This window comes from Allobosea sp. NPDC055332 (assembly GCF_053645455.1).
Map to the genome: position 1 here is coordinate 717255 of NZ_JBSHMO010000003.1, position 13046 is coordinate 730300.

Here is a 13046-nt window from a genome sequence, read left to right on the forward strand (position 1 = left end):
CGCGGCATCTCGTTGTCAAAGCATTCACGCCGGTTTGCTAGGGGTGTCCCGAGTCGACTTGGATGAACACGGCGTGTTGCTCGATCTGAGGACAATCTATCTGGCGGGCGCGATCACCGCCTTGATTCTCGGCATCGTGCAGCTTGCCGCCTACGCAACCGGCCGCTTCGAGCGCTGGCCGCTCTGGTGGGGGTTGAGCAACCTGCTGATCGGGCTCGGCTTCATCGGCGTAGGGCTGCGCGATTTCATACCCGACATCGTCTCGATCCCGCTCGCCAACACCGTCAGCTGGATCGGCTATCTGCTCGTCCTATACGGAGTGAGGAGCTTTGCAGGGCGGCCCGCGCGCCTGCCGCTCTACGTCCTGGCGGTCGCGGCCGCCGCCATCCCGCTGTTCCTGTGGAGCGAACCGGAGGGGTTCGTCAGACGGGTCGTCCTCGTCTCTATCCTGGTCATGGCATGCGATACGCTCCTCGTGCGGGAAGGTCTACTTATGTGGCGGCGCGAGCGGCTCGTCTCCGGAGCCATCCTCGCGGCCCTGTTTGCTCCGACCGTACTGCTGTTCGCGTCACGCGCCTGGCTCGCCGTGACCGGAGAGCTCGGCGCCGAGCTGTTTCCCGCCGACAACGCCGATCCGTGGCTCGCGGCGACCGGCACCGCCTTCGTGCTCCTCAGGAGCGGTGCATTGCTCCTGCTCGCTGCCGAGCGCAGCCGCAACAGGCTGGTCACGATCGCCCAGCACGATCCCCTCACCGGTGCAATGAACCGCAGCGGCCTGGAGCGTGCCATGGCCCAGATCGCGGCGGATGCCGGCAAGCGCCCGGGCCGGTTGACTCTGCTGCTGATCGACATCGACCACTTCAAGAGCCTGAACGACACGCACGGACATGCTGCCGGCGACCGCATCCTGCAGCTCTTCGCCGAGGCGGCGCGCAGCGAACTACGCGCCAGCGACATCCTGGCGCGGCATGGCGGCGACGAGTTCGTCGCCGTCCTCCCGCATATGAGCGCCAAGGATGCGGTCCGTGTCGCCAACCGGATCCGGGCCGCTTTCGGGCGCGCGCTCGCCGATTGGGACGGCGTTCCCCCGCGGCAGCCGACGCTCAGCATCGGCGTTGCCGAGGGCGATGCCGCCAGCGACGAGCTGGAGACCCTGCTGCAGCATGCCGACGAGGCGCTCTATCGCTCGAAGCGCCTCGGCCGCGACCGGGTCCAGGTGGAGATCCGAGCCCTGGCGCGATAGGCCCGCTACCCCTCGAACGGGTGGAAGACCCGCAGCCGGTGGCCGTCCGGATCGGTTGCGACGAAGGTGCGGCCAAAGTCGAGATCGGTCGGCGCCTGCAGGATCGCAAGGCGGCGTTGCTGCCAGTCGGCATGGATCGCGTCGACCGCCTCGCCACTGCCGACCACCATGGCGATCTCGCCGCCGCCTCCGGCCGCCTGCGCGCCCGGCTCGGCCGTGTGGCGCGACCACAGGCCGAGCCTCGCTCCCGACGGCAACGCGAACATGGCGAAGGTCGGCGAGGCCTCCAGCGCCTCCGAGCCGATCAGATCGGCATAGAAGCGGGCACTGGCTTGCGGGCTGTCGACATAGAGGATGATGAAATTGGCATCGAGCATCGGGTCATCTCCGGGTTTGGGGACCCGCGCATGATCGCTGCAGATGCTGCCAATTTCCGGCAGTGTATCTCACGCCGGCGACGGAATTCCCTCGCGCTCGCGCCATTGCTTCAGAAGCGCCTGGCGCCGGCGCGGATAGCGGACATCGACCAATTCGGCCTGCGCGATGCGATCGGCGCGGAAATGCCTGAAGTCGTTGCGCAATTCGCACCAGGCGACGACGACGCGGACATGGTCGAAGAAGCCGAGCGCAAACGGCCAGACCAGGCGCTGCGACGCCGCCGCCTTGCCGTCCTGATAGATCAGCGCCAGCTTGCGTTCCGAGCGGATCGCCTTGCGGACCAGGCCAAGATCGACGTCGGATTCGGCAGCGATCCTGGCGCCGGGGCCGACGAGCAGCGCCGAGGCATCGGCCTTGTCGCGCAGATCGGCCGGCAGTACCGCGACGATCTTGGCCATGGCGTTGCGCGCCGCCCCGGCGAGCCTGTCATCGGCGCGGCCCGCAACCCAGCGCGAGCCGAGGACCAGCGCCTCGATCTCGTCCTCGTCGAACATCAAGGGCGGCAGCATGAAGCCGGGCTTCAGCACATAGCCGAGCCCGGGCTCACCCTCGATCGGCGCGCCCTGCCCCTGCAAGGTGGCGATGTCGCGATAGAGCGTGCGGATGCTGACGCCGGTCTCCTCGGCGAGCTTGCGGCCGCTGACCGGCCGGCGATGCCGGCGCAGCACCTGGACGAGATCGAGCAGGCGCTCCGAGCGTGACATCGCTCAGCCGCTCAGGTCGGCGAGCCCTACCCGCCTGACGCTGAGCGCCGTCATCTCTGCCCAGGCGCGATCGAGCGAGCCGTCGAGGTCAATGGCGCGGCAGGCCTCCTCGACGACGATGGTCTCGAAGCCATGCCTGGCGGCATCCTGCGCCGTCCAGTTGACGCAGAAATCGATGGCGAGGCCGACCACGATGACGCGGGCAATGCCGCGCTCCTTGAGATAGCCGCCGAGGCCTGTCGGGGTGGTGCGATCGGCCTCGACGAAGCCGGAATAGCTGTCGACCTCGCGGCGGCAGCCCTTGCGGATCACCGCCTGCGCCATGGCAAGATCGAGACCGGGATGAAAGGCCGCGCCCGCGCTGCCCTGCACGCAATGGTCCGGCCAGAGCACTTGCCTTCCATAGGGCATGGTGACCGTCCCGAAGGGCTTGTGGCCGGGATGGCTCGACGCGAACGAGGAATGCGCGGCCGGGTGCCAGTCCTGCGTCAGCACAACGGTGGCGAAGCGCTTGCCGAGCTCGTTGACGAGCGGGACGATCTCGTCGCCCCCAGTGACCGCCAGGCTGCCGCCGGGGCAGAAATCGTTCTGGACGTCGACGACGATCAGCGCGGTCCGGGCGTCGATCACAAGCTTGCCCTCACGCGGTGGCGGTCCGCGTCATCCGCGTGATGCCCTTGCGGGCGGCGAACATGCGGCCATAGACGTCGCCGGCGAGATCGGGCCGGTAGCAGCGCTGTTCGAGCAGCGGATCCCAGATGTGCTCGACCGTGTCGATCAGTTCGAATTCGGCTTTAAGGCGCGCCTCCAATTGCAGGCGATTCTTGCGGTTCTGATATTCGAGCAGCACCAGCGAGGTCTTCGACAGATCGAGATGGTCGAGCACGTCGCCCTCGCCGCCTTCGATGTCGATCTTGACGATATCCGCCGAGGGCAGGCTCGCCGGATCGACCACCGCGACCTCGTAGCGTTCGACCATCGCGCCGGCCACGAAAGTATCGCCGGCATAGGAAGCGAGCCCAGATTCCCCGTCGCCGGCAAAACGGCTGAGGAAGGTCGCCGTGGTCTGGCCGCCCGGGAACAGTGCCGCGTTGACCGTGACGATGTCGCGGCGCCGGTCGGTATTGCGCTTCAGGAGCTCGTAGGTGCCAGGATGCGGCTCATAGGAGGTCACGGTGCTGCCCGGCCAGCGCGCACTCGCCCAGAGCGCGAACGAACCGACATTGGCGCCGATGTCGAGGATGTCGAGGCCAACGCCGTCGAAGCCGCATTCGTACTCGCCTTCGAGCACGTCCTTGATCGCCCAATGCATCGCCTCCGGCACGGCAAGGCTCATCGGAATGCGCGCGACATACTGCTTCATCGTCCCCCCGGAGACTGTCATTGTCTGCGGGCACTCTGATGCCTTGGACGCCGCCAGCGCAAGGCTGGGCTGAGAAAGTCCGTCAGCGCAGCTCGACGTTCACCACCCCGGGCGCGGCGCGCACGGCATTGGCAACCTGCTGGTTGACCGGGTAGCGGCCCGGCAATTCGATCTCGACCTCTTGTGCGCCGTCGTCGAGGATCATCACCAGCGAGATCTTGCCGTCGGCGCGCACGCCGTCGCGCGGCTTCACCCGCTCGGCAATAGATGTCAGCGCCTTGTCGTCGCGCAGGAAGATGCAGAGGTCCTGCTTCTGCCGGTTGGCAAGCTCGTCGAGCCGCTCGACATCCTCGATGCGCGGGCGCACCTCCTCGCCGTCCAGCACCGCCGAAAGCCTGATCACCAGCGCCGCACCCGGCTCCAGCAGGTCGCGATAGCGCTGCAGGCCTTCCGAGAACAGGATCGCCTCGAACTGCCCGGTCGGATCGGAGAGCTGGACGATACCCATCTTGTTGCCGGACTTGGTCCGGCGCTCCGACCTGTCGATGACGGAGGCAGCGACCTTGGCGATCGAGGTGCCGCTCGCGCGGACATTGCGGGCGAAGTCGGCATAGCTCTGCACCCGCAGGCGCTTGAGCACATGCTCGTAATCGTCGAGCGGGTGCCCGGAAAGGAAGAATCCGACCGCTTCGTGCTCGCGCTTCAGCCGCTCGGCCGGGGCCCAGGGCTCTACCTGCGGGATGCGGAATTCCTCCTGCACCACCCCGCGGCCGAGCATGTCGAGCTGTCCGGCCGCCGCCTCGTCGCGGGTACGGTTCGACAGCGCCAGCATGCCGTCCACCGCCACCATCGCCCTGGCCCGCTCCGGCTCGATCTCGTCGAGCGTACCGGCCGAGATCAGCGCCTCGATCGTGCGGCGGTTGACCAGGCGCGTATCGATTCTTCGGGCAAAATCGGCGAGGTCGCGGAACGGGCCATCCTTGGCGCGCGCCGCGACGATCGATTCGACCGCGACGCGGCCGACCCCCTTGATCGCGCCGAGCGCATAGCGGATCGCTCCGTCAGCGACGTCGAAATCGACGCCCGAGCGGTTGAGCGAGGGCCGCTCGACCTTGATGCCGAGACGCTCCGCGTCGCGCCGGAACTCCGAGAGCTTGTCGGTATTGCCGATATCGAGCGTCATCGACGCGGCGAGGAACTCGACCGGGTAATTGGCCTTGAGATAGGCGGTCTGGAAGGCGACGACGGCATAGGCCGCCGCATGGCTCTTGTTGAAGCCGTAGTCGGCGAATTTCGCCAGCAGGTCGAAGATTTCGGAAGCGAGGTCCTTCTTCAGGCCGGCCTCGATCGCGCCCTTCACGAAACGGTCGCGCTGGGCATCCATCTCGGCCTTGATCTTCTTGCCCATGGCGCGGCGCAAGAGGTCGGCTTCGCCGAGCGAATAGCCCGAGAGCGCCTGCGCCACCTGCATCACCTGTTCCTGGTAGACGATGATGCCATGCGTCTCGGACAGGAACGGCTCCATGCCGGGATGGAGATAGGTCGGCTCCTCGAGCCCGAGCTTGCGGCGGCAATAGGTCGGGATGTTGTCCATCGGGCCGGGGCGATAGAGCGCCACCAGCGCGATCAGGTCCTCGATCCGGTCGGCCTTCATCTCGACCAGCGCCTTGCGCATGCCGACCGATTCCACCTGGAACACGCCGACTGTCTCGCCGCGCGCCAGCATCTCGTAGGTCTTGGGATCGTCGAAGGGCAGTTGCGCCAGGTCGACCGCAATGCCGCGCTGGGCGATGAGCTGCACCGCGATGGTCAGCGTCGTCAGGGTCTTCAGGCCGAGGAAGTCGAACTTCACCAGTCCGGCCTGCTCCACCCATTTCATGTTGAACTGGGTGACGCGCATGCCGGTGCGCGGATCGACCGAGAGCGCGACGAGCTGCTCCAGCGGCCGGTCGCCGATGACGACGCCGGCGGCGTGGGTCGAGGCGTGACGGTGCAGGCCTTCGAGCTTCTGCGCGATCTCGAGCAGGCGCCCGACCACCGGCTCCTCGGCCGCTGCCTCCTGCAGCTTCGGCTCGCCGGCGATCGCCTCCGGCAGCGTGATCGGCTTTGCCGGGTTCTGCGGCACCAGCTTGGTCAGCTTGTCGACCTGGCCGTAGGGCATCTCCAGCACGCGGCCGACGTCGCGCAGCACGCCGCGCGCCTGCAAGGTGCCGAAGGTGATGATCTGGGCGACGCGCTCCTCGCCATAGCGATGCTTGACGTACTCGATCACCTCTTCACGCCGGTACTGGCAGAAGTCGATGTCGAAGTCCGGCATCGAGACGCGATCGGGATTGAGGAAGCGCTCGAACAACAGGCCGAAGCGCAGCGGATCGACGTCGGTGATGGTCAGGGCATAGGCGACGAGCGAGCCGGCGCCCGAGCCGCGGCCCGGCCCGACCGGAATGTCGTGATCCTTGGCCCATTTGATGAAGTCGGCAACGATCAGGAAATAGCCTGGGAACTTCATCCGGGTGATGATCGAGAGCTCGAAGGCGAGCCGCTTTTCGTAATCCTCGGTGGTGAAGCCGGTGGCCGGTCCATGCTTGGCCAGCCGCGCCTCGAGCCCCGCCTTCGCCTGGCTCTCCAGCTCGTCCGCTTCATCGCGCCCCTCCTCGCCGAAGCGCGGCAGGATCGGCTTGCGCGTGCCGACACGCCAGGAACAGCGCCGGGCGATCTCGACCGTCGAGGCCAGCGCCTCCGGCAGGTCGGCGAAGCGCCGCTTCATCTCCGCGCGGCTGGCGAAGAAGTGGGCCGGCGACACCCGCCGGCGCTCGCCATCCGAGAGCAGCCGGCCCTCAGCCACCGCGAGCAGCGCGTCATGCGCCTCGAAATCGGCCGGCTTGCCGAAGAAGGGCTCGTTGGTGGCGACGATCGGCAAGTCATTGTCATAGGCGAGCCGGAGCAAATCGGCCTCGACCGCTGGCCCGTCGTCGCGCTCATGGCGCTGGATCTCGACATAGAGCCGGTCACCGAAGATCGCCTGCAGGCGCTTCAGCCGCGCTTCCGCCTGCGGTGGCTGGCCGGCGCGCAGGGCAAGGTCGAGCGGACCGCCCGCGCCACCTGTCAGCGCGATCAGGTCGCTGTTGCTGGCGGCAACCTGATCGATGCTCGCAACCGGGCTGCCGGCGCCGGCGGCGAGGCAGGCTTGCGTCACCAGCTTCATCAGATTGCCGTAGCCGGCCTCGTTGGTCGCCAGCAGGACGAGGTACGGCGTGACGCTCTGCACCGGCTTGCGTCCGCCGGTATCTTCATCGGCGAAGTCGACGGAAAGCTGCACGCCGGCGATCGGCTGGATGCCGGAACTCGCCAGCTTCTCGGAGAATTCGAGCGCGCCGAAGAGGTTGTTGGTGTCGGTCAGCGCCATGGCCGGTTGGCCATCGCCGGCGGCGAGCTTGGCGAGCGCACCGACCTGGATCGCGCCTTCGAGCAGCGAATAGCTCGAATGGACATGCAGATGGACGAAGCCGACCTCGTCCTGAACCAGCGTATCGTCTTTGCGGTCGGTCATCGCACCCTCCGGCGCGCTTCCGGCCGGCCAGTGAGCCGAGCGAAAAGGACCTGCGCCGATTCGTTATCCTGGAGCATGCTCCGAACCGGTTATTGCGCGCCACTCCGCCCCGGTCGAGCCGGCCTCCATGAGAGGCTGTGGACACACCGCGACGCGTCCACCACGGCCGGCCTTCTCTGCCACTCAGACGTGAGGCCCAGAGGCGAGCGCGGCCCAGACCCAGATCATTCCGACGAAGAGCGCCAGTGCGAGGAACTCCATGGCCCCGGCCATCAGCTTGCGAGCAACGAGCATGTCCGATCTCCAATGTTCTCTATATGTCCAGTTTAATTCTCTCTTTGTTCACGTCAATATCGCAAGGGCAGCGGCAATCGGCAGAAGCTGCGCGCGGTTAACGCGAATTTACCGAGGCTGCAGAAGCGTTAACGGCGGCACTGTCGTCGCGGCGGAATCAGATACGGTCGCGCCATGACCACTTCCCCCGATCAGGCGCATCACAAGCGGCGCGACGAGACGCTCGGCGTGCTGCTCATGGCAGCTGCGATGCTGATCATTCCGACCTCGGACGCCATCGCCAAATATCTCAGCGGCGCCCATTCGCCGGCCTTCCTGAGTTGGGTGCGCTATGTCGCGGCGCTCGGCTTCATCCTCCCGGTCGCATTGATCCAGCGCGGACAGGCGCCGATACGGCCGCCGGCATCATCGGGCCGGTACTGGCTCTCGCAGATCCTGCGCACCGGCTTCCTCGTCATGGCGATGACGCTCTATTTCGTCGCGATCGCGCGCATTCCGCTGGCCGACGCGCTCGGCGCCTATTTCATCGCGCCGATCGCAGCGACCCTGCTCGCCGCCATCGCGCTGCGCGAGCGGCTCGATCGGCGCAAGCTCTCGGCCGTGCTCCTCGGCTTCGTCGGCGCCATCCTCGTGGTGCGTCCCGGGACCGAGACCAGCACTGATACCTTGATCGCGCTGGCCTCCGGCTTCTGCATGGCCTGCTATCTGGTGCTGACGCGCGCGACGGCGCAGGACAGGCCGCCGGTAGCGACGCTGACGATCCAGCTCACCCTCGGCATCCTGATGCTGATGCCCTTCGCTCTGCTGCAATGGACGATGCCGACGCGCGAAGGCCTGATGCTGATCCTGCTGATGGGGCTCGTCTCGACGCTCAGCAATCTGATGACGATCAGCGCGTTCCGCCTGGCGCAGGTGCAGACGCTCTCGCCCTTCGTCTATCTCGAATTGATCGGCGCGACCGCGCTGGGCTTCTTCATGTTCGGCGACCTGCCCTCGCCGATGACCTGGGCCGGGATCGCCGTGATCGTCGCCGCCGGGCTGATCGTCGCGACGGCGAAACCGGTGCGACGCACGCCGTCCTGACCTCGCGCCGCGCTCAGCTTACCAGCGCGCTCAGCGCCCTGACGATCGCACGCGGCTCGATCTCGGACGGCGCCTCGTCGAAGGCGGCGCGGTAGTAATCGAGCATGCTGAGCTGCTCGAAATTGTCCCAGATCTCCTCGTCGTTCATCGCCTGGCTGCGTTCCTCGAGATTGAGGATCATGCCGTAATCTTCCGTACCCTCGCCGTAGACCAGCGGCGGCGGCAGCGGCTCGACACGCAGCTCGTTTTCGGCCGCAGCGATCGCTGCGAGAGCCCCCGGCACCCAGACGCGATGATAGGCATTGGACACATCGCGCTCGGGGTCGCCCGTACTGGTCAGCACGGCGCGGCAAGCCGCCGCGAAGCTGTCGACCATGCCATTGCGTTCGGCCAGGCGGTCCGCCGCGTTGTAGTTGGCATGGATCGGATCGACATAGGCGAATTCGTTCTGCAGCAGCCGCGCCGGCTCGCCCTGCAGGAAGAGCCAGGGGTGGGTATTGTCGATCAGGATCTGGCCCGGCAGCAGATGTGCGGCCTCATTGTCGCCCGAGGCACTGAAGAACTGCTGCTCGGCGCCCTTGCAGGTCACGTTCGGATTGGACGACAGCGGCAAGCCTTGCCGGCCCGGCATCCGAATCGCCGCCATGTAGACCAGCACCTTGGCAAGTCGGGTATTGCGCGAGCGACCGTGCCAGAGCGCCTTCTCGGTGTCCGAGGAGAAGCGCTGGACCCGCAGCAGGCGGAAGCGTTCCTCGGCAGCAACCGCCCGGTCTGGAGAACGACGGCGCCCCATCTCAGCCGCCGACGATGACCGTGGGCTCGCCCATGGCGATCTTGTTCGGCGGCCCGACCGCCTCGATGATCGTGTCGCCCATGCGGCAAAGCGGCAAGCCATTGACCAGCACGGTCTGCGAGCCGTCGATCACCACGCCCGGCCCATGAGGCGGTATCGGCAGCGGCGTCGCGCAGATATGGATATCGGCGCCGCCGGCGGCACCCGAGATCATCGAGCCCATGCTAGCGGCAGCCGCCGCCTTGGTCGCCTCCTCAGTCGCTTTCAGGCCGGGCGCCGCAGGTGTCCCTGCTCCGGCAAGCGTCGCGGCCTCGGCAACCTGGATCGTCGTGTCCGAAACAGTCTTCGCCGCCTGGATCGCCGCCGCGGCCCCGGCCGGAACACCGCGCCAGGCGAGTTTGCCTCCGATGATCACATTAGGGCTTCCGGGACCTGGCTGCAGGACGCCGGGCAGAGGATGGATCACGGGATCGAGAATGCGCGCGGCGGGACCTTTCGGCATCGGACACCTTCATGGATCGCTCGACCCGGAGCTTGGCTCCGGCCGGCCGGGCAAGTCAACGAATCCGCTCGCCCCGGCGAACAGCACCTTGTGGCGGGCAGAGCCGGTCTTGCCCTGCCCCATACGAATGGTGACGCTCGGGAACGAGCCGTATATTGTCCTGGATAGGCCTTGAGATAGCGAGAACCGGATGTCGTGGTACAGTAAGGTCGTCTGGTCCGAAGGCTTGTTCCTGCGGCCGCATCATCTGCAGCAGAACGATCGCTATCTCGAGAATCTGCTGGAGAACCGCGTCCGGCACGTCACGCCTTATCCGTGGGGGTTCTCGGTGCTCGAGATCGACCGCGACCTGGCGCAGCAGAGCCGCATCGGGCTCAGGCGCGCTGTCGGCGTGATGCCAGACGGCACGCCCTTCGCCATGCCGGACAACTCGCCCTTGCCACCGGCGATCGAGGTCCCGGAGAATGCCGCCGGCCAGATCGCCTGGCTGTCGCTGCCGCTCGCCGCCTCCAACACCCGCGAAGTCGAGGACAGCCTCAACGGCTCGGCCAGCCGCTTCTATCCGGCGACCGAGATGCTGATCGACTCGACCGCCTCGCTGCGGGTCGACGAGGAGATCGACATCGCCCATCCGCGCTTCGGCCTGGAGCTGCGCAAGACCGGCAAGCCGGGCTATGTCGGCCTGGCGCTCGGGCGCGTGCTGGAAGTGCGCGACCGCGCCATCCTGTTCGACGAGAAATTCGCTCCACCCGTGCTGCTCTGCTCGGCCCACCCGGTCGTCGACGGCTGGATGGATCGCGTCATCGGCTGGATCGACAACAAGCTCGAGGAGCTCGCCCGCTACGCCGCCGACCCGACCGCCGGCGGCGGCCTGCAGAGCGCCGACTATTTCATCCTGCAGATGCTCAACCGGCACATTCCGGTGCTGAAGCACATGCGCGGCTCGCGCTTCGTCCATCCGGAGCGCCTGTTCGTCACCCTGCTCGCCATCGCCGGCGAACTCGCTACCTTCACCACCGCCGAGCGCCGCGCCCGCGACTATCCGGCCTATGACCATGACGATCTGGAAGGCTGCTTCACCCCGGTGGTGCGCGATATCCAGGACTTCCTCTCGGCCCAGCTCGGCCGCCGCGCCATCCGGCTCGAGATCGTCGAGCGGGCGCAGAACGCCTTCATGTCGACGATCCGCGACCGCGCCTTGATGCGCAATGCGACGCTAATCCTGGAAGTGGCGGCACGCCGGCCGCTGACCGAGATCCAGTCGCAGTTCCCGCATCTGTTCAAGATCGGCCCCAACACCAAGATGAACGAGATCGTCCATGCCCACCTGCCGGGCATCAATCTCGTCCACCTGCCGACGCCGCCGCCCCAGATCCGGGCGCTGACCGACCACGTCTATTTCTATCTGGACCGCACCTCGCCGCTTTGGCCGGAGTTCAGCTCGGCGAGTTCGATCGGCATGCATTTCTCCGGTGACTGGCCCGATCTCGAAATGGAGCTCTGGGCCGTGCTCGAGGGCAGGCGATGAGCAACGACGGCTCCGACCCATTCGGCCGCTCCGACCGGACCTTCATCCGGCCGAACCCGGCCGGACGGCGCGTGCCGCCGCCCTCACGCCCGGCGCCGGACGCTGCCCAGGGTTACCCGCCGCAGGGGCAGCCCTACCCGCCCCCGAACGCACCCTATGCCCCGCCGCCCGCCGGCTACCCGCCGCAGCAGGGCTCGCCCTACGCACCCTCGGGCGCGCCGCAATACCCCCAGGCAGCTCCCTCGCCCGGCGTGCCCGGCGGCGAGGAATGGATGTCGCAGCCGCAACCACGGCAGAGCGCGCCACCACCTCCTCCACAAGGCTATGTGCCGCAGGCCCTGCCCAAGCGCGAGCAGATGCTCACGCCGAACACCAACCCGCTGCTCAAGGCGGCCGGCCCGCTGCTGCTGCTGCTCGGGCGGCTGCGTGCCAACCTCTCCAGCGCCCCGGCGACGCAGATGATCGGCCAGGTCGGCGAGACGATCGAGGCCTTCGACCATGAGGTCCGTGCCGCAGGCTTCACCGCCGAGCAGACGCGGACGGCCAAGTACATCATCTGTGCCTTCTCCGACGACATCGTCCAGAACATCCCCGGCGAGGACCGCCATGTCTGGACGCAGTACAGCATGCTCTCCCGCTTCTTCGGCGAGCGCACCGGCGGCGTGCGCTTCTTCGAGGAGCTGGAGCGCGCCAAGAAGGATCCAAGCGTCAATTACGACCTGCTCGAACTGATGCATGTCTGCCTGGCACTCGGCTTCGAGGGCGTGCACCGCACCTCGGCCGGCGGCGCCGCCAATCTGCAGATGATCCAGCGCAGCCTGTTCGAGACGCTCCGGCGCGTGAAGCAGCCCGATCCGGAATTGTCGCCGCGCTGGCAGGGCCAGGCGCTGACCGCCCGGCTCGCCGGCTTCAAGATTCCGGTCTGGTCGGTCGCCGCCGTCGCGGCCGTCGCGGTGCTCGGCCTCTATTTCATCTTCCGCGCTCTGCTCGGCGGCAATGCCGAGGCCTCGGCCAGCGCACTGCTCACGGTCCATCCCAAGGGCGATATCGAGATCATCCGCCAGGTCGCAGCTCGCCCACCGCCGCCCTTGCCGCCTCCGGCGCAACCGCCCAAGGTCTGTGGCACGGTGCAGCCGCCGATCACCTGCGAGGTGACCCCGAACCTGATCATCGTGAGCCTGATGGACATCGCGCTGTTCGAACCCGGCCAGGCTGTGGTGCGCAACGAATTCCGCCCACTGATCGAGCGAATTTCCACCGTGCTCAACGAGGAAGGCGGCACAATCAAGGTCGTCGGCCATTCGGACTCCGATCCGATCCGATCCGCCCGCTTCCCGAACAACCTCGAATTGTCGAAGGCGCGCGCAGTGGCGGTCGGCGACCTCCTGAAAAGCAGGCTGAAGCAGCCAAACCGGATCAGCACCGACGGCAAGGGCCCCGACGTGCCGATCGCCAGCAACGCGACAGCGGCTGGCAAGGCGAAGAATCGACGCGTCGAAATCCTGATCCAGCGCAACAGCTAGGACGGACGGCGATGCAGGAGACGGG

At 67.1% G+C, this 13046-nt stretch carries 11 protein-coding genes; 4 read left to right on the forward strand and 7 right to left on the reverse strand.

The annotated features are described in order from the left end of the window. The first annotated feature begins 73 nt into the window (after nt 1–73). Nucleotides 74–1243 carry a GGDEF domain-containing protein gene (locus ACWIGM_RS19725; protein WP_454027645.1) on the forward strand — a complete coding sequence of 390 codons (1170 nt, stop codon included), beginning with the start codon at nt 74–76 and terminating at the stop codon, nt 1241–1243. Nucleotides 1244–1248: 5 nt separating this feature from the next. Here the strand turns inward: ACWIGM_RS19725 and ACWIGM_RS19730 are convergent, their stop codons facing one another. The 5 genes from ACWIGM_RS19730 to dnaE form a co-directional block, all read right to left on the reverse strand. Beyond that, a complete protein-coding gene (locus ACWIGM_RS19730; RefSeq protein ID WP_454027646.1) occupies nt 1249–1620 on the reverse strand; it encodes a VOC family protein in 372 nt (123 codons plus the stop codon). Nucleotides 1621–1689: 69 nt separating this feature from the next. Next, nucleotides 1690–2385: a helix-turn-helix transcriptional regulator gene (locus ACWIGM_RS19735; RefSeq protein WP_454027647.1), complete on the reverse strand. Its 696-nt coding sequence runs from the start codon at nt 2383–2385 to the stop codon at nt 1690–1692. Between the two features lie 3 nt (nt 2386–2388). Continuing rightward, complete coding sequence (pncA, locus tag ACWIGM_RS19740) at nt 2389–3015, reverse strand: bifunctional nicotinamidase/pyrazinamidase (protein WP_454027648.1); 627 nt, start codon at nt 3013–3015, stop codon at nt 2389–2391. Nucleotides 3016–3025: 10 nt separating this feature from the next. After that, entirely contained in the window at nt 3026–3748 is a 723-nt protein-coding gene (locus ACWIGM_RS19745; RefSeq protein WP_454027649.1) for an FkbM family methyltransferase, read from the reverse strand. 82 nt (nt 3749–3830) lie between these two features. Further along, nucleotides 3831–7298, reverse strand: coding sequence for a DNA polymerase III subunit alpha (gene dnaE / locus ACWIGM_RS19750; protein WP_454027650.1), 3468 nt, complete (start codon nt 7296–7298; stop codon nt 3831–3833). A 468-nt stretch (nt 7299–7766) separates the two neighbouring features. Here dnaE and ACWIGM_RS19755 point away from each other — a divergent pair, with 468 nt between their 5' ends. Beyond that, the gene (locus ACWIGM_RS19755; protein ID WP_454027651.1) at nt 7767–8675 is read left to right on the forward strand and encodes a DMT family transporter; all 909 of its coding nucleotides are present in this window, start codon (nt 7767–7769) and stop codon (nt 8673–8675) included. A gap of 13 nt (nt 8676–8688) precedes the next feature. Here ACWIGM_RS19755 and ACWIGM_RS19760 read toward each other — a convergent pair whose 3' ends face one another. Continuing rightward, nucleotides 8689–9468, reverse strand: coding sequence for a hypothetical protein (locus ACWIGM_RS19760; RefSeq protein ID WP_454027652.1), 780 nt, complete (start codon nt 9466–9468; stop codon nt 8689–8691). 1 nt (nt 9469) lies between these two features. Then, nucleotides 9470–9970 carry a PAAR domain-containing protein gene (locus ACWIGM_RS19765; RefSeq protein WP_454027653.1) on the reverse strand — a complete coding sequence of 167 codons (501 nt, stop codon included), beginning with the start codon at nt 9968–9970 and terminating at the stop codon, nt 9470–9472. Between the two features lie 190 nt (nt 9971–10160). Between ACWIGM_RS19765 and tssK the strand changes: the two genes are divergently transcribed. Together tssK and icmH are read left to right on the forward strand one after the other, a co-directional pair. Beyond that, on the forward strand, nt 10161–11498 hold the full coding sequence (gene tssK / locus ACWIGM_RS19770; RefSeq protein WP_454027654.1) for a type VI secretion system baseplate subunit TssK: 1338 nt from the start codon (nt 10161–10163) through the stop codon (nt 11496–11498). Next, nucleotides 11495–13021: a type IVB secretion system protein IcmH/DotU gene (gene icmH, locus ACWIGM_RS19775; RefSeq protein ID WP_454027655.1), complete on the forward strand. Its 1527-nt coding sequence runs from the start codon at nt 11495–11497 to the stop codon at nt 13019–13021. Before tssK ends, icmH begins: the two co-directional genes overlap by 4 nt. Nucleotides 13022–13046: the final 25 nt, after the last annotated feature.

Excerpts from the sequence above, each read along its gene's own strand:
- ACWIGM_RS19730 (WP_454027646.1), bottom strand. The coding sequence starts at position 1,620 with ATGCTCGATGCCAATTTCATCATCCTCTATGTCGACAGCCCGCAAGCC.
- ACWIGM_RS19735 (WP_454027647.1), bottom strand. The coding sequence starts at position 2,385 with ATGTCACGCTCGGAGCGCCTGCTCGATCTCGTCCAGGTGCTGCGCCGG.
- ACWIGM_RS19745 (WP_454027649.1), bottom strand. The coding sequence starts at position 3,748 with ATGAAGCAGTATGTCGCGCGCATTCCGATGAGCCTTGCCGTGCCGGAG.
- dnaE (WP_454027650.1), bottom strand. The coding sequence starts at position 7,298 with ATGACCGACCGCAAAGACGATACGCTGGTTCAGGACGAGGTCGGCTTC.
- ACWIGM_RS19755 (WP_454027651.1), top strand. The coding sequence starts at position 7,767 with ATGACCACTTCCCCCGATCAGGCGCATCACAAGCGGCGCGACGAGACG.
- ACWIGM_RS19760 (WP_454027652.1), bottom strand. The coding sequence starts at position 9,468 with ATGGGGCGCCGTCGTTCTCCAGACCGGGCGGTTGCTGCCGAGGAACGC.
- ACWIGM_RS19765 (WP_454027653.1), bottom strand. The coding sequence starts at position 9,970 with ATGCCGAAAGGTCCCGCCGCGCGCATTCTCGATCCCGTGATCCATCCT.
- tssK (WP_454027654.1), top strand. The coding sequence starts at position 10,161 with ATGTCGTGGTACAGTAAGGTCGTCTGGTCCGAAGGCTTGTTCCTGCGG.
- icmH (WP_454027655.1), top strand. The coding sequence starts at position 11,495 with ATGAGCAACGACGGCTCCGACCCATTCGGCCGCTCCGACCGGACCTTC.